The sequence below is a fragment of the Nitrospirota bacterium genome, from assembly GCA_030684575.1.
Classification (GTDB): domain Bacteria; phylum Nitrospirota; class Nitrospiria; order Nitrospirales; family Nitrospiraceae; genus Palsa-1315.
This window is the reverse complement of record JAUXVD010000004.1, coordinates 30890-46528: the sequence shown is the minus strand read 5'-3', so window position 1 is coordinate 46528 and position 15639 is coordinate 30890. Positions and strand designations below refer to the sequence as shown.

General features: G+C 55.4%; 16 protein-coding genes. 10 read left to right on the top strand and 6 right to left on the bottom strand.

The window, feature by feature from the left end; translation table 11 throughout:
* Positions 1-29 precede the first annotated feature (29 nt).
* Positions 30-344, top strand: coding sequence for a quaternary ammonium compound efflux SMR transporter SugE (gene sugE / locus Q8N00_02350; GenBank protein ID MDP2381624.1), 315 nt, complete (start codon positions 30-32; stop codon positions 342-344).
* Between the two features lie 226 nt (positions 345-570).
* On the top strand, positions 571-1308 hold the full coding sequence (locus tag Q8N00_02345) for a pseudouridine synthase (protein ID MDP2381623.1): 738 nt from the start codon (positions 571-573) through the stop codon (positions 1306-1308).
* Between the two features lie 86 nt (positions 1309-1394).
* On the opposite strand, the gene Q8N00_02340 is transcribed toward Q8N00_02345, so the two are convergent.
* On the bottom strand, positions 1395-2306 hold the full coding sequence (locus Q8N00_02340; GenBank protein MDP2381622.1) for a hypothetical protein: 912 nt from the start codon (positions 2304-2306) through the stop codon (positions 1395-1397).
* On the opposite strand from Q8N00_02340, the gene Q8N00_02335 reads away from it, so the two are divergent.
* On the top strand, positions 2298-2609 hold the full coding sequence (locus Q8N00_02335; protein MDP2381621.1) for a hypothetical protein: 312 nt from the start codon (positions 2298-2300) through the stop codon (positions 2607-2609). The two genes, Q8N00_02340 and Q8N00_02335, sit on opposite strands and share 9 nt — an antisense overlap.
* Before the next feature lie 231 nt (positions 2610-2840).
* Here Q8N00_02335 and Q8N00_02330 read toward each other — a convergent pair whose 3' ends face one another.
* Both Q8N00_02330 and aepX read right to left on the bottom strand, forming a co-directional pair.
* Positions 2841-3431 carry a DUF3365 domain-containing protein gene (locus tag Q8N00_02330; GenBank protein ID MDP2381620.1) on the bottom strand — a complete coding sequence of 197 codons (591 nt, stop codon included), beginning with the start codon at positions 3429-3431 and terminating at the stop codon, positions 2841-2843.
* Positions 3432-3987: 556 nt separating this feature from the next.
* Positions 3988-5622, bottom strand: a complete 1635-nt coding sequence (aepX, locus tag Q8N00_02325) for a phosphoenolpyruvate mutase (GenBank protein MDP2381619.1) — start codon at positions 5620-5622, stop codon at positions 3988-3990.
* 801 nt (positions 5623-6423) lie between these two features.
* On the opposite strand from aepX, the gene Q8N00_02320 reads away from it, so the two are divergent.
* Entirely contained in the window at positions 6424-6936 is a 513-nt protein-coding gene (locus Q8N00_02320; GenBank protein MDP2381618.1) for a pyridoxamine 5'-phosphate oxidase family protein, read from the top strand.
* A gap of 144 nt (positions 6937-7080) precedes the next feature.
* On the opposite strand, the gene Q8N00_02315 is transcribed toward Q8N00_02320, so the two are convergent.
* Together Q8N00_02315 and acs are read right to left on the bottom strand one after the other, a co-directional pair.
* Positions 7081-7296, bottom strand: coding sequence for a hypothetical protein (locus Q8N00_02315; protein MDP2381617.1), 216 nt, complete (start codon positions 7294-7296; stop codon positions 7081-7083).
* A gap of 135 nt (positions 7297-7431) precedes the next feature.
* Positions 7432-9321 carry an acetate--CoA ligase gene (gene acs / locus Q8N00_02310; protein MDP2381616.1) on the bottom strand — a complete coding sequence of 630 codons (1890 nt, stop codon included), beginning with the start codon at positions 9319-9321 and terminating at the stop codon, positions 7432-7434.
* 385 nt (positions 9322-9706) lie between these two features.
* On the opposite strand from acs, the gene Q8N00_02305 reads away from it, so the two are divergent.
* Positions 9707-11101, top strand: a complete 1395-nt coding sequence (locus tag Q8N00_02305; GenBank protein ID MDP2381615.1) for a caspase family protein — start codon at positions 9707-9709, stop codon at positions 11099-11101.
* Here Q8N00_02305 and Q8N00_02300 read toward each other — a convergent pair.
* Complete coding sequence (locus Q8N00_02300) at positions 11098-11268, bottom strand: hypothetical protein (protein MDP2381614.1); 171 nt, start codon at positions 11266-11268, stop codon at positions 11098-11100. The genes Q8N00_02305 and Q8N00_02300 overlap by 4 nt on opposite strands.
* A 176-nt stretch (positions 11269-11444) precedes the next feature.
* Here Q8N00_02300 and Q8N00_02295 point away from each other — a divergent pair, with 176 nt between their 5' ends.
* Genes Q8N00_02295 through Q8N00_02275 form a run of 5 tightly spaced genes read left to right on the top strand, consistent with a single transcriptional unit; the run spans position 11445 to position 15636 of the window.
* A complete protein-coding gene (locus Q8N00_02295) occupies positions 11445-12011 on the top strand; it encodes a hypothetical protein (protein ID MDP2381613.1) in 567 nt (188 codons plus the stop codon).
* A gap of 59 nt (positions 12012-12070) precedes the next feature.
* Positions 12071-12673 (top strand): penicillin-binding protein activator LpoB, encoded by a 603-nt coding sequence (locus tag Q8N00_02290; protein ID MDP2381612.1) that lies wholly within the window; start codon positions 12071-12073, stop codon positions 12671-12673.
* A 15-nt stretch (positions 12674-12688) separates the two neighbouring features.
* Positions 12689-14179 (top strand): hypothetical protein, encoded by a 1491-nt coding sequence (locus tag Q8N00_02285; protein MDP2381611.1) that lies wholly within the window; start codon positions 12689-12691, stop codon positions 14177-14179.
* Positions 14176-15339, top strand: coding sequence for an LPP20 family lipoprotein (locus Q8N00_02280; GenBank protein ID MDP2381610.1), 1164 nt, complete (start codon positions 14176-14178; stop codon positions 15337-15339). Before Q8N00_02285 ends, Q8N00_02280 begins: the two co-directional genes overlap by 4 nt.
* An 18-nt stretch (positions 15340-15357) precedes the next feature.
* Positions 15358-15636 carry a hypothetical protein gene (locus Q8N00_02275; protein ID MDP2381609.1) on the top strand — a complete coding sequence of 93 codons (279 nt, stop codon included), beginning with the start codon at positions 15358-15360 and terminating at the stop codon, positions 15634-15636.
* The last annotated feature ends 3 nt before the right edge of the window (positions 15637-15639 follow it).

Sequence of the window (15639 nt, the reverse complement as noted above, 5' to 3'; positions counted from 1 at the left end):
GGCGAACGATCTGAAGAGAGTGGGGTGTGATGGGTTGGTTCTATTTGTCTGTGGCGGGACTGTTGGAGATAGGCTGGGCGATCGGATTGAAATATACGGAGGGATTCTCACGCCCCTGGCCCAGTGCCTGGACGCTGTTGGCCATGGTGGGCAGTGTCTATTTTCTGGCGCTGGGGCTACGAACCATTCCGGTCGGGACCGGCTATGCCGTATGGACCGGAATTGGAGCCATCGGGACAGCCACGTTGGGGATTCTCTTGTTTGCCGAGTCGACGGCTCTTCCTCGGTTGGCCTCACTTGCCTTAATTATTCTGGGAATCATCGGTCTCAAAGCCAGTTCCTAGCCGAAGGCTGAAGAAACCCGCCAGCGTCTCACGCGCGAAACGTGCAAGTTCCACCTTCGAGTGCCTCGCCACTCTCGCTCGTTCCGTCGATCTTGCGCTACTATCCTGCCAGGGCCTGTCCTGTTATCCCATACATTCGGCATAGGCGACCTACTGTGTTCCGGACTGCTATAATCCGAAACTGTCGGTTCTCAGCGATCACTTTTCAATATGGATAGGGTTTAGGATGGCACAAAAGTCTTCGCTCTCGTCTAAACGGTTCACGGTGGATCGACTGCTCTCGAAGCTTGGTGTTGCGTCACGGAGCATGAGCCAGGAATGGGTCCGCGCAGGTCGAGTTCGCATCAATGGTCGAGTCGTGCAGGATCCGGCCACGTGGGTCCTGTGGCCGAAAGATGCCATCGCGGTTGACGACAAACCGATTCAAGATTCGGCTAAACGATTTATCATGTTTCATAAACCCAAAGGGGTCATCACGACGCACAGTGATGACAAGGACCGGAAGACCATCTTCGATGTATTACCGGCTGACCTGGGCTATCTGCATGCCGTCGGGAGACTCGATCAGGCAACCAGCGGGCTCCTGCTGCTCACCAACGATTCGACCTTATCGAGTTATCTGACCGATCCTGGCCATAAAGTGATGCGGACCTACCTGGTTTCTGTGCGAGGAGAGTTCACGGAGGCGCAAGCGACAGAGGCCGTAGCCGGAGTGGTTGAGGAGGGCGAACGCCTCCAGTGTCATACCGTGAAGATTCAGAAGAGTTCCGGACGCGAATCCCATCTTGAAGTGGTGCTGGTTCAGGGAAAGAATCGTGAGATCAGACGGCTCTTCATGGCGCTGGGACATGAAGTGACCAGGCTAAGGCGTATTCAATATGGCCCGTTCAAATTGGAAGAGCTTCCACCCGGTGCCTGGCGCGAGATTCCGATCGAGGATGTGAGAAAGGCCCTCCGACAGTAGCCAGCCCTGAGCCCCCCGTCTGTAGACTGTTATTGCTCTCTCCACCAAAGGAGATTGCCCAACCAGGACACTAAGCATTGAGCTCATCATACCGCCAGTTGTCTGAGGGCTGGCTTGAGCTGCTTGCGTAATTGTCGATGCAAGTGGTCCTCTACGGCATCGATTAGCATATGTAGCTGCGTATGTTGGAACCCCATTTGTTTTAGCCAGGGATCGCTCAGCATGCCGACGAGTAGGCTCATGGCCGTCACGAAGAGCCCCACGGTGAGCGTGGCTCCTACGACTTGCCAGAATGAGGGCTTCGGGGGAAACAGGGAATAGAAGGCCGATCCAAGACTGGACCCGAACATGAAGGTGGAAGCTGCCCTATCCTTCGCCCTGTTTCTGGCGATCTGATCGCCGATTCCTGAAATGCCGAGCGAGTGATTGCCGAAGAAGAACCACCCCGTTGCCAGTGTCAGTATCGTGGCAGTGGCATCGAATACCAATGCTCGGCTGGCTGCATGTTCGGCAATGAGGCGAGGAATCTCGGACAGGTCCTTGAGTGCTGCATCAGGCAATGCGCCTGATGCAAGCAACGGGGCTAGTTGTTGGTGCTGCACGATATGCTCACGCAATCCGTTCGGCAAGGCCGTTCGATCATTCCTCGGGCCATGCCATTCCAGCAACTCCGTGGCAATCAGCCGTTCAATCTCTATCTGATAACGCGTTTTGATGCCCGTAGGTAGGAGCGCAATCAGGTCGGCGCCTGAGCGCCAGCCTAATTTCACCGGTATCTCGGTGAGCTTTTTTAAAAAGAGAGACGGAATCGCCCAGAGGGCATTGACCGGGTGGCATAGCAGATCGCTCGCGAACGACTGTTTCTGAAGCGCAATGGTTTCCTGAAGAGAAAAATGCCCCGTCACAAAGCCGTCCACACGACCGCGGCAGTCCGCGATGTACTGTTCGATGCATTCTTCGAGCGCCAGAATCGTGGAGGCGGTCTGCTGATGATTCACAGGGATACCCTCGCGACAAAGCCGTACTATACAACGTTATGGATGCGGCTCAAGAAAATCTCCGTTAGCCGCGAAGACCGGAAGGATCGAGTGACGCCGGGTCACGCTCCGGACAGTCTTGCTGGCGCTCCAATTTACTGCGGCTCCAAGATATTCGATGAGCGGTCGAGAGGAATCGATCTGATAGGGGAAGGCCAGCTCAACCGGATTCTCTTTGCACCGCTCCAGGCGAGAGCAGGCGTGCAGGAGCGCAGCATCATTGCCAGGACGACGGGAGTGTGTGCTGTCTCTGGTTATTTATGACGGAAGGGGAGGAGCGCCAGTTTGGAGGAACAACTACCGAGCCCTCAATCGCTTCATGTAAGGCAATCGGCTTCAATCAATCGTCCTGTCTGACTATGAACCCAAACCGTTCTCGGGAAGTTTCCGTTGCATTCCCAAGAAGGCGAGCCGTTGAACAATCTTGCGGTCATTCGGATCGGCACCGCAAGATTGTTCAGTCGTTGAGTGAGAGTCATCTCCACCGGACCATGTCTATTTCACGGGAATACTGATCACAATCGCTCCCATGACATCGTTGATCTTGAAGTCCCGTTTGGGGCTGTCCTGATGGGCATTATGGCAGCCGATGCAAGCCTGGGTCACCGCAAGATCAGGATAGACGGCCTGGAAGTAACGGGCGCCTCCTTCTTTTACAAAGCCGGTATGGGGTTTCGCCGGATGAGTGAGGACCATCCCCAGGCCTGTCTTCTCGAATTCACTGGCGGCGGCATTCTTCTTGTTGATCGGCCAGAGGCTGATCAATCGATACTGTATCCCGACGCCTTTTCTGGCCATGACGCGGCCAGACTCCATCAGAAATTGAGCCGGGAGCGGTAGCGTATTCTTCTGCTCCCAGTTCTCCGAGGCCACGACCACCCCCTTGGCCTGCATCCGTTCCACGACGTGCTTGGTGTATACTTCGCGGTCCGCTTCAATCACGGCATGCACATAGCCCGCCACCATTTCGACTGGCAGACTGACAGCGGTCCCTTCCGATGCTGCATGACTCGTCCCGACTGCGCCGCAGCCCAATCCGAACACCAGGATGAGAGCTCCCCGTAGGAACTTGCCGGAGAATGTCATGGTAGCCTCCTTGGTTTCTCATGGACCGTTCGGCGCCATGCGCCACGGTTCCATGAAGGGGTGTGGTGCTGTACAGAATATAAAATAGGTCATGCCATGTCCTGCTCAGACAGCGTGGCCTCTTCGACACATTCAAGCATCATCTTAGTATTCATCGGTATCTCTTGACGTATAGATAGAGCGAGTTCTGTGCCGCAGATGCGCATGAATGAATTGCTGGGAATTGTTGAGGTAGAGCGGAAGAGCCAGTTGGGGCGTCGCTGACTATGTACCCAAAGCGATTCAGTGCTGAATCATTCTGGATTGCAGAGCATGAGAATATGCGCTTATGGGTACGCTGCAGAACGCTGTTGAGGATGCGGTAAGAGCGAGATTGGAGGTGCGGGAGTATTGGTGTCTATGCTGGGACGAATCAGATGACATCAATTCTCATGATAGGCTTTGAATCCGGCAGTGTGTCGAGCCAATGAGTTACAGGCAGACACTGTTTATGGGTTTGTCTAGTTGAGCGAAACCAAACAGACCAGACTAACCAGATAGACTAGAAGGACCGTACTTAGAAGTTTCCCGCCTGTACCACATCCTCAAGGCTGTTGATGTCGAGCCAATGGCCTGCCGTGTAGAGCACGCGGATCGGGTATTGCCGTTTCAAGAGTTCTTGGAGCAGCTGCGGGATGGTGGCCTTCCGGTTAGCTGGGTTGGCCAGCAGCTCGACAATAATCTCGGTGATCAGGGTGGCGGCGCTTGGCGAGACTTTGAGAAATCCCATCCAGACCCCGTGGATGGATTCTTTAGGAAGGTTGTCGCCCAATTGCTTGAGAAAGATCTTCGCGTTAAAGGCTCTTCTCGAATTGGGGATGGTGCATTCGGTAAACCCGCCGAGGCGGGCATAGCTGCTCTGCTCCTGCCAGTTGCTGTCGACGAAAATTACGCAGTCACCGGTTTCCTGGCAGAGGGACTGGGGAATATATTTGTTGAATAGCACGTCGCCATAAGAAATGATGGTGTCCTTTGTCGGCCCTTTGAGAGATTGGAGGGCCTTCAAGAGCGAATCCAATTCTCCGGTGTCTGCAAAATTATTGTTGTCGACATAGGTGAGGTTGGGCAGATTGACGGTCTCTTTCTTATATCCGCGGACCACCACGATGTCTTTGATCCCAACGGCATTGTAGGCGTCGACGATATGGGACAGGATGGGGATGCCCTGAATCTTGACCATCGTTTTGGGCTGCAGTTCGGTGAGTTCTCCCAGTTCCTTTCCGCGGGAGGCGGCCAGCACGATGGCCGCGGTGCCCTCGGCTCCTTTGGGCAGATAGCGGTCTTCAGCCTCTTGCAGCTCTGCGGCGTTTTGCAGGCGGAAGATTTCTGAGACCGGCGCGACTTTGTCTTCGATGGAGAGCAGGTGTTCCTGCTCCTGTAACGTGCGTGCGGTTTTTTGCATGGCAGCCACGGCCGATCGAAGCATGTGATTGGCCCAAATCACCATCGAAATCCCATGCTGCCGAAATACGTCGGTGGGGGTGGCGTAATATTTGGTGGGCACGATCACGACGGGGCAGCGATTGCCCCATTCCTGTTTGAATGCCAGGATTTCATCCGGCACCGAGAGGGCGCTGTGAATGAGGATGCCGTCCGCCCCCGCCTGATGATAGGCCTCGGCGCGACGCAGCGCTTCCGCCAAGCCCCAGCCGCAGATGAAGGCTTCCACTCGGGCGATAATACAAAAGTCCTGGTCAGTCTGCGCGTCTTTACCTGCTTTGATCTTGCCGCAGAATTCCTGCATGTCCGCCATGGGTTGAGCGTCCCCCTTGATGAAACTATTCGTCTTGGGGAAGAGTTTGTCTTCGATGCAGACCGCTGCGATTTTGCGTTGTTCGAGTTTGCGGACGAGGCGCTGCATATTATTGAAGTTGCCGTATCCCGTGTCGCCATCAAGAAGAATGGGAATCGTAGTGGCGTCGGACATAAATTCCAGAGTCTCAAGCACCTGGGTCCAGCTGGCTTCGTTGTTGTCACGGACGCCGAATTGCGCGGAAATGGAGAGACCGCTGCCCCAGATACCTTTAAAGCCGGCTTCTTGAACGATTTTTGCGCTGAGGCCATTGTGCGCCTCGCAAATGAATTCGAGCTGCTCCGATAACAGAAGTTTTCTAAATTGACGTGCTGTGGTCATGCCTGTGGTCGAACTCATGGATTCCCTTCCTTCTCACGACTCACTCTCATTGAGGCGGTGACGCTCTTGGTATTCGCCGGCTGGAAAGAATACCGTTTTCCCCTGGAGAAATCATCCTGGATTAGGGGCTGTGAGCCCTACGATGTACGAGATGAAACGAGGCGGAGTTTCCTCACCCTCGTTTCGATGGTCTTCTGTTGCGTTAGGTGGTGAATTATCTAGTTATTTGAGGCGGGTAGTTGGCCGATCTGTGAATGCTTGCAATATTTTTCCTGGCGAGATGTAACTTCCACTTTAGCTCTACCGGACAGAGTGCAGATAGCTCTAAAGTTCGGTTCCCCAACTTCTGTGGACAACTCTGTGGACAAACATCATTTTGGTTACGAAATGACTGATACGGAGAGAGTTGCGAGCTGATTGCCTTAAAAATAGGCATTGTGGCCCGCAGAACGGACCCACAACATTTTGTGGCTTGACGGGTATTTCAGCCGTTTTACTACCAGCCGTGGGATTATTTTCAGGACCGACTGATTTCGTGCTTGAAGCGCCAGTCTGAATGTGGGGTGTCGCACGGCAGACCTGACTTATGCACAGCTTCTGAAATATTGCTCAGATGTCAAGAGGAAAAAATCACAGATTTTATGCTCTTTTGGTGAATTGTCGGCTAGCGAGGCCGGTCGATGGTGTTCATCGTTGTTAGTTGTTCTCGACTTCAACAGAGAAGGTTTGTGGAGGGAAGGCAACTCAGCCTGGTTGCTCTCGGGAAGAGGTGGTAGTCTCGAACCATGTGTATCGTGATGTAACGAGGAGGGTATTGCTATGGCAATGACTGAGGCACTGTCGGACGGAGAGGTGCAGGCTGCGTGGGCCAACCTAGCTGAGGAGGTCCGTACGGGGGTTTTGCTGACGCTGAGAAACGGGCGGCCGTTCGGGTCACATGTACCCTATGTTTTTGGCGAACAGTGGACGCGCGCCTATATTCATGTGAGTGGTTTGGCGTTGCATACCGGACATTTGTTGCAGGATAGCCGCGTCGGGCTATTTGTCTCGGAGCCGGATCGTCCAGAGAAGAATCCCTCGGCGCTCCGACGGATGAATCTTCAGGGCGAGGCGGTATTGTTGAATGCTGGTGCACCGAATTATGCGGACGTGAAAGAGCGGTATCTGGCGCGCTTCCCCCAGTCGGCCATGATGTTTGGTTTTGCGGACTTCTCACTCTGGGAACTGCGGTTCCAGGACGCGCATCTGGTTCTGGGATTCGGGCAGGCCTACCTTTCCGATGCGACCCCTCCTCTGGCATGGACACATCAAAAGCCGGAGCAGAAGAAATAGCAGGATGCTGAAACAGTCCGCCAGCTTCGTTCTCGGCTCCTCGAAATCCTCAACGTACCCCGGAGGGTACGCTTCCAGTTTCGACTCACCTGCGGCCTTGCGGGACGACCTTTTTGAGCAACTTGTGGGGAGTGATCTCTGGCGCTAGGGTTCGTTTTGGGCCGAAGCCCGGTAGGTGAAATGCAGCAGGATGGCTCCAGCGGCGGCAATGAACAGGCCGGCGATAAACCGGGTGGAGAAACTCAGTTGCTGGATATAGCGGTGATAGAGGAGCGGTAATAGAAAAGAGGCAAGCAGGGCCAGGGCAAGGCCTAACATATGTCGCTTGAGATAGATCGGTTCGCCCGGCTTACGTTTCATGTTCGACGTGTTCCATTCATCTAATCACGCGTCCACGAGCACTCAGTTTTCTTTCATGAAAAGTCGGCTTGTGCGGTCTTCCGCTGTGCTCGCCTCGCGAAGGCGCTCAGACTATTTCGGCTGAAGCCGGTTGAATCAATCTTCGATCGTCGAGATATCGCCAAGGTCTTGTCCGAGTTCCTTGGCTTTGAGCACCCGTCGCATGATTTTCCCGGACCGGGTTTTGGGGAGCGAGGGGACGATGTCGATCTCAGACGGCACCGCGATCTTACCCAACTCCTGCAGCACTTGATCCTTGATCGACTGGATCAGAGCCGGGCTTTCCACTTCCCCCTGCATTAAAATGATGAAAGCCTTGATGGATTCGCCGACGAGTTTGTGTGGCTTGCCGATGACTGCCGCTTCAGCCACTGCATGATGGCTGACGAGCGCGCTTTCTACTTCGGCGGTGCCGAGCCGGTTGCCGGCCACTTTAATCACGTCGTCGGCGCGGCCCATGAACCACATGTAGCCGTCTTCATCTTTGTGGCAGATGTCCCCGGCGCTGTAGCAGTTCGGGATGGTATTCCAGTAGGTCTTGTAGCGTTCCGGATCTTTGTAGATGGTCCGCATCATCGCAGGCCAGGGCTTCTTGATCACGGCGAAGCCGCCGGTATTGGCAGGGAGGCTGTTGCCTGCGCTGTCTACGACATCGGCTTCGATACCGAGGAATGGTCTGGTGGCAGATCCTGGCTTCAAGGGGACGGTCGGCAGGGGGGTAATCATGATCGATCCTGTCTCCGTCTGCCACCAGGTATCCATGATCGGTTTGTCCCCACCGGTTGCACGATGGAACCATTCCCAGGCTTCCGGATTGATCGGCTCGCCCACGCTGCCCAGGATGCGGAGGCTGGAGAGGTCGTATTTCTTGGGCCAGTCTTCTCCGTAGCGCATGAGCAGACGAATGGCGGTGGGGGTCGTATAGAAAATCGAGACGCCGTAACGTTCGATCAAATCCCACCAACGGCCTGGTGTTGGATAGTCAGGCTTGCCTTCGGCGGTCAGGATCGTGGCGCCGTTCAGGAGGGGGCCATACACAATATAACTATGGCCTGTGACCCAGCCAGGATCGGCGACGCAGAAGTAAACATCGTCTTCTTTCAGGTCGAAGACGTATTTCGTCGTGATGTAGGTCCCGACCATGTAGCCGCCATGGACATGGACCACGCCCTTGGGTTTGCCGGTGGTCCCGGAGGTATACAGGATATAGAGAGGATGTTCGGCATCCAGCTGTTCGGCTTCGCAGACCGCCTTCTCGTTCTTCAGCCAGTCGTGCCAGTCGATTTCTTTCGGCGAGGACAACGTCATACCAGGGGTTTGCCGCTGTAGGACGACGACATGTTCCACGGTGGGAGAGGTCGCGACGGCTTGGTCAACCACCGTCTTGAGTTGCAGGACTTTTCCTCGGTCGTACCCGACATCGGCAGTAATGACCAGTTTGGCTTCGGCATCCTGAATGCGGTTCGCGAGGGCCGGCGCGCTGAACCCGGAATAGACGACACTATGAATGGCACCGATGCGGGCACAGGCGAGCATGGCGACAATCTGTTCGGGAACTTTTGGAAGGTAGATCGTGACCCGGTCACCTTTCGTGATCCCCAGTTTCTTGAGCGCATTCGCGCAACGATTCACCTGTCGATAGAGTTCCGCATAGGTGATGACCCGTTCCTGGTCCTGCTCACCCACCCAGATAATAGCGACCTTGTTCTTGCGCCAGGTTTTGACGTGTCGATCGAGACAGTTATAGGCAATGTTGCAGGTGGCGCCGACGAACCACTTGGCCCAGGGGTAGTTCCATTCCAGGACTTTGGTCCAGGGGGAGAACCACTCCAGCTCCTTGGCGACGTTGGCCCAGAAGCCTTCCGGGTCGGCAATCGATTTCGTATAGGCGCTCTCGTAGTCTTGAATGTGAGCCGCGGCTTTGGTCTGAGCGGTCGGCTGATACATACGGCTTTCCTTGAGGAGGGTGTCGATGTTCTCTGACATGGTGCAATGGCTCCTTTAGCAGGATGCTGAAAACGTCCGCCGGCATCGTTCTCGGCTCATCGAAATTCTCACGTACCCCTGAGGGTCCGCCTCCGGTTTCGATTCGCCTGCGGCCTTGCTGGACGGTCTTTTTGAACATCCGTGTTGGTGTTCTGTTCTTGCTCCAAGCATACAGGGTATCGAAGTCCTGTTGGCGTAATCAAAATAGTTTCTTCGAAGCCTGCTAGATCACGGGGCAAAGCACAGCCTTGATATTATGCTGGAGGGCCAGGGGGAACTCAACTATAGCCGCGATTGCTAAGGCAGTGCTCCATTTCTTGACAGTCACGCAGAGGCGAGAGTAGGCTGAATTTATTCTGCGTTATACACGAGGCTGGCTTAATTGATGTTGCCTATCGTTTCCCGAGCACCGCGGCATTTTCTTCTCGCGTTTCTTTCCTGCTTGCTACTCGCATTGGTTTGTCTGCCATCGGCTTCCGCCCAACTGGGGAAGCCGGAGGGGCTCTACTACAAGTCGTGGGCCATTATCATCGGGGTGGAGAACTATCTTCTGGCGCCGAAGATTCCCGGCGCGATTGAAGATGCCAAGGCTGTGGCCCAAGCGTTCCGCCAACTGGGCTTTGACGAGGTCGTAGAACTCTATGACAAGGATGCCAGTTTCCGTCGTCTCCAGCAGACCCTCTCCGATTTCCTGCCCCGTAAGGTCGGTCGGCATGATCGGCTTGTGCTCTATTTCGTCGGGCATGCCGGGATGACGCAAGATCTTGATGGCAAGGAGCTAGGCTATCTCGTTCCCTGGGATGCGCAGATTGGGAATGTGTCAAAATCGGTGACATTCGAGCAACTCAAAGAATTCAGCCGGCGGAGTGCGTCTAAACATACGCTGTTCCTCGTGAACGCGGCAGTTCGCGGGTGGGAGGTGAGTACGGTTCAGCCCCTTTCCTTTGAAGGGCGCTTGGCTCCAGAAGATGATACGGAGCGGCGCGCGGTGCAGCTGTTGACGGCGGGCGACAAGGGAGAGTCCCTGAGTCAGGAGAATGGGAAGAGTGTCTTCGTGCAGGTGTTGGTGAATGGTCTGAGTGGCATGGCAGATGGCAATAAGAATGGCTGGCTCATGGCTTCGGAAGTTGGGGACTATGTAAAGCAGCACGTGCTGGAACGATCGAAGGGCACCCAGCACGCCCAGTTGGTACAACTTGAGGGGGACGGGGATACGGTCTTGATAGAAGGTCGAAAGGCCGCCTATACGACCGGGGCAGGGCCTCAGTCGTCGGCTGAGCGGCGGCAGGCTGCAAAGATGCAATATGAGCAGGCGTTCGCATTGCTCCAAACAGGGAAGTTGGCGGAGGAAGCGCTGGAGCGGCTGAATAAAGCCTTGGAATACGACCCCACGTTCGGCGATGCCTATGTGCTCAAGAGTTATGTGTTGTTAGAAGTGATCCCGAACCTAGATGCCGCGTTATCGACGGCGGAGCTGGCGGTACAGTATGCGCCGAAGAATCCAGACTCTCAGTACACGCTTGGGTTGATTCACGAAAAGCGCGGGCAGTATGCCGAGGCTGAACGCGCGATGCAGGCGGCGCTGGTGGTCAATCCCAACTATGTGGATGTCTATTTCTCCTTGGGGATTCTCTATGCCGACGAGATGAAGGATCAGGCTAAATCGGTCGAGGCCTTCACGCGTTACCTCGAACTCGGGGGAAGTCATGCTCGCGCCCGAGCTGCCGTTGCACAGCAGTCATCACCCGCCGCACCTGTCGTACCATCTGCCAAGCCTTAGGGTTTTTCTCCGCCCTTGAGATATCCCAGTCCGATCTTCACCGCTTTCCGTGTAATCTCTGCCCAGCGGACTTGAGGGTATTCGGCAAGGACCGCGGCTGCTTTGGGATCTTGCACTTCCATGTTCACAATCTTAATGATACCGTCATTGATCTGAATGTCTGCCACGGGGATCCTCCTTACAGAGAACATTGAGACGGTCAACCGTTGATCGCCTGTTGCGTTGACTGAGGTAGGGGTGCATGTTAGCATGATTTCGTTTGGATTTTCGAACGGTTGTCGCGAGCATCTACCGTTGTGACGTGCTGTGTCACTGTCCAGATCATCACCAAGGAGGCATGGGTATGAATAGGGTACTGGGATTCAGGTCGAGGCTAGTCGGGGGGGGAGTCGCCGTTGCCCTGATGATCGGACTTGTTGCTTGTGGCGGGCCTCCGAAGTGGGTCAAGCAGGGGTCTGGAGCCTTTAACGAGAAAGATAGTAAAGCCTTTTATGGCGTCGGGTCCGTGTCCGGTGTTCGGAATGAGCCGCTGGCTTGGGACACGGCCGAGAATCGTGGGAGAGCCGAAATCGCCAAGACGTTTGAGACCTATACCGGCTACCTGATGCGCGACTATGCGGCCTCCACGACAGCTGGAGACTTTACGAAGAACACGGAAGAGCAGAATGTTGAGCGGGCCATTAAGACGGTGACGACGACGACGCTCAGCGGTGTGCGTCCCATCGAGCGGTACAAGGACGAGAAAACGAACACCTATTACGTGTTGACCAAGTTGAATCTCGAGGAGATGAAGGATAATCTTGAGAAGGCGAAGGAATTGAACGCGCAGGTTCGCGATTATGTCAGGAAGAATGCCGATAAGCTCTTCGATCGGCTCGAGAAAGAAGAAGATAAACGGGCGCCGAAGTAAGGGCGCTGACTCATCGATTGCCAATGGCTGTATGTGCGAGGAGGTATCGCGTGAGCGTGATGGATCGTGGACGAATCGGGGTGATGGCGCTGGCGGTGCTGGTGTTGGCCGGTTGTGCGCAGGAAACGAAAATTACCAGGGTCGATTCCGGGGTCGTCACGGATCTGAGCGGGCGGTGGAACGATACCGATTCCAGGATTGTCGCGGAATCCATGGTCAAAGAGGCGTTGGAGTATCCCTGGCTCAATAATTTTTCCAGTTCGAAGCATCGTCAGCCGGTCGTGGTCGTCGGGGCCATTCAGAACAGCAGTCACGAACATATCAACGTCAACACGTTTGTCACCGATCTTGAACGTGAGCTCACGAATTCTCAAAAAGTGACGTTCGTGGCTGGAAAGGGTGATCGCGACGAGCTGCGCACCGAGCGCAAAGAGCAGGCGATGTATGCGCGCGAGGATACGCAGAAAGCGCCGGGAAAAGAGATCGGCGCCGATTACATGATGAAGGGCAGCATTGCCACGATTCTCGACGAGGCCGATGGGACGAAGGCAGTATTCTACCAGGTCGATCTCCAGATGGTGGATCTGGAGAGTAATGCCAAGGTCTGGTACGGCCAGAAGAAGATCAAGAAAGTTGTCGAAAAGAAACGTTCCATTTTTTAGGTTCCACAACCTCCGTTGAGCTGTCTCGCCTCATGCCCCACCGCCCTTATTCAGGCACGGTGGGGCTTTTTTATTTTCACCCAGTTTCTATCGGCCTTCGTGGCCTTGTCGCTGCTGGCCGGATGTGGCCCCTCGGTCAATCGCTATCTCCATATTGAAGCCAGTCTTCGCGCCCACGACCCCAAGGGCGCCGATGCCATTGTCGCTGCAGCTGAGAAGGATTATGGCTCAAAAAGTCGAGTGCTCTACGGTATGGACCGAGGCATGACGCTTCAACTCGCCGGCGAATACCAGCAGAGCAACGCGGTGCTCGAACAGGCAGAGGATGAGGTTGATCGCCTCTACACGAGGAGGATCAGAACGGAAACGCTCGCGTTCATGACGAACGATACGGCGCTACCCTATGAGGGTGATCCCTATGAACAGGTGCTCATCAATGTCTTGAAGGCCCTCAATTATGCGACGATGGGTCAGTGGCAGGATGCGCTGGTCGAGGCCCGGCGTATCGATCATCGGCTCAACGTCCTGTCGGATCGGACCAAGGAGAAGACTGCCTATCGGGATGACGGTTTCGCCCGCTATTTGACCGGCATTCTGTATGAGAGCACCGGGGATGTGAATAATGCGTTTATTGCCTATCGGAAGGCATACGAGACTCTTGAGGCGACTCGCGCATGGTCCCATACAGCCGTTCCCTCTCAACTGCGGGCCGATCTGCTCCGAACGGCCGAGGCGATGCACTTCACGCAAGAGTTGGCCGAGTACCAGCAGGCGTTTCCCGAGACGAGATGGGAGCGCAGTCAGGCGCTGCAACAACTCGCTCAAGTGGTTGTGATCAGCTATAATGGCCGCGCGCCACACAAGGAGGATCAGTTTCTTGATCTGCCGATCAGTCTCGATGCTCTCCAATTGGTGCTGTTGAATCGCGGAATTTCGCAGTCGAATCGGCAATCCAATCGAGGAGTGGACACGGTTTTGTATGGACTGAATGGCCGCGTCGTTCGTGTGGCTTTGCCACGTCTCGTTCCACAGAAGACGCACGTGAGGGTTGATACCGTCAATCTGATTTCTGACAATGGTTCGCGGGTGACGGTAACCATGGAGTTGGCACATAACGTGACGGCACAAGCAGATAAAGCGCTGTCGGAACGAATGGCTGGCATTATCGTCAAGGCTCTTGCCCGTGCTGGTACGAAGTTCGCCCTGGCAGAGGGAGCGACGAGAGGGGCGCAGCAGGCGGCAGGGAAGGATGCGGCACCATGGGTGGGTCTACTCGTCGGACTATTGACGAAAGGACTGGCCGTGACATCCGAAGAAGCAGACAAGCGCAGCTGGCAGACGTTGCCCGATGAAATCCATCTTGCGCGGGTCTGGGTTCCCGCTGGTCGCTACCAGGTCCAGCATTCAGCCGGTGGTCCTCTTGACCCGTTGAAGCCTGAAACCATGCGGACCCTCTCTCTCGGGCCTGGCGAGACGGCAGTCGTGATCCAACGAGTGATGCCATGAGGGACGGATCGTCATTCGTGAGCCGGATCGGGATGGCACTGATTGCGTTGTGTGCTCTCTCTGGCTGTTCCTGGTTTGGAGGGCAGGCGAAACCGGACTGGATTGACGGGGTGAGTGCGGCCTATCCGTCCGGACAATATCTCCTTGGGGTGGGACAGGCAGAAAGTCGCGCGGTAGCTGAAGATCGCGCCTATGCGGCAGTGGCCAGGATTTTTAAAGCCGAGGTGAGTGCGCAAGCCAAAGATTGGGAGTCCTATCTGCTGATTGAACAGCGGGGGCACAGCAACGCAGAACGGCGTCTGACCCTCGACAATCTGACGAGTGTCTCGACCGACAAAGTATTGGAGAACGTCAAGGTCGTTGATCGGTGGGTGGATCTGCACAGCGGCCTCCACTTTGCTTTAGCGGGGATGCAGCGGTCACAGGCAGAGTCCTCGTTCACGGAGAAGATTACCGAGCTGGACCGATCGATTGGAGAGGATGTCGGTGAGGCTCGCCGCCCCTCTGATAAGTTGACCAAAGCCAGGGCATTAAGACGAGCTGTCAGAAACCTTGTGCTCCGTGAGACCTATAATGCCAATCTTCGTGTGATTCGCCCGAGTGGACAGGGGACTGCTGCGGCCTACCACGTGAGTGAGCTCACGCGTGAGCTCGAACAATTCCTTGCGACGAATCTTGTGATCGCAGTGGCGGTAACCGGCGACCAGGCTGAACCGGTTCAGCGTGCCTTGACGGAGGGTCTGTTGAAGGAAGGGTTGCAGGTCACGAGTCGTCCAGGGGGTGGAGATCGATCGACCGGTGGCGAGACCAACGGATCATTTCCGGAGTTGTTGGTGCGGGGCATGGTACGGGTATGGCCCATCGACGTGCGTAATCCGCAGTTCAAGTTCGTGCGTTGGTGCAGCGACTTCGAAGTCGTGGATGTCGCCAACCAGCGAGTGGTCGGCGCCTTATCGAGGGGCGGGAAGGAAGGCCATTTGTCTGAGCGTGAGGCGACAGCCAAAGTTGTGCGTGTCATGCAGCATGAGTTTTCCGACGATGTGGCGAAGGCCATTGCGGCACATGTGTATGGAGAGGCGGAATTACCGGCATTATCAAGCCAGCTTGCGGGATGTCCGCGGGATGGGCAGGTCTCTATGCCGGCGGTAGCACCCCACTAATTCAGAGAGAGGGAGGGTATGGCCAAAGCGAAATCAGGAACAGGACAGGCAACCACTCGTGCACCACGGAGCCGTGGCCGCGGGTTGACGGTTACACATCAACGAGTCCCCAGCCGTTTGGCGAAGCGCCGGCTTGGCGATCGCCTTAAGAACGACACCGCGTCGTTCAACCAGGGAAATCTGGCCGACAAGTTTCGGAAAGAGGGCTATGACGAGTTACCGCTTGATGAAATCCAAGATCGGCTCTCGAAAATGCCGGGCCCCTTGGCGGCCATCATTCTGAAGGGGAGGATCTGATCG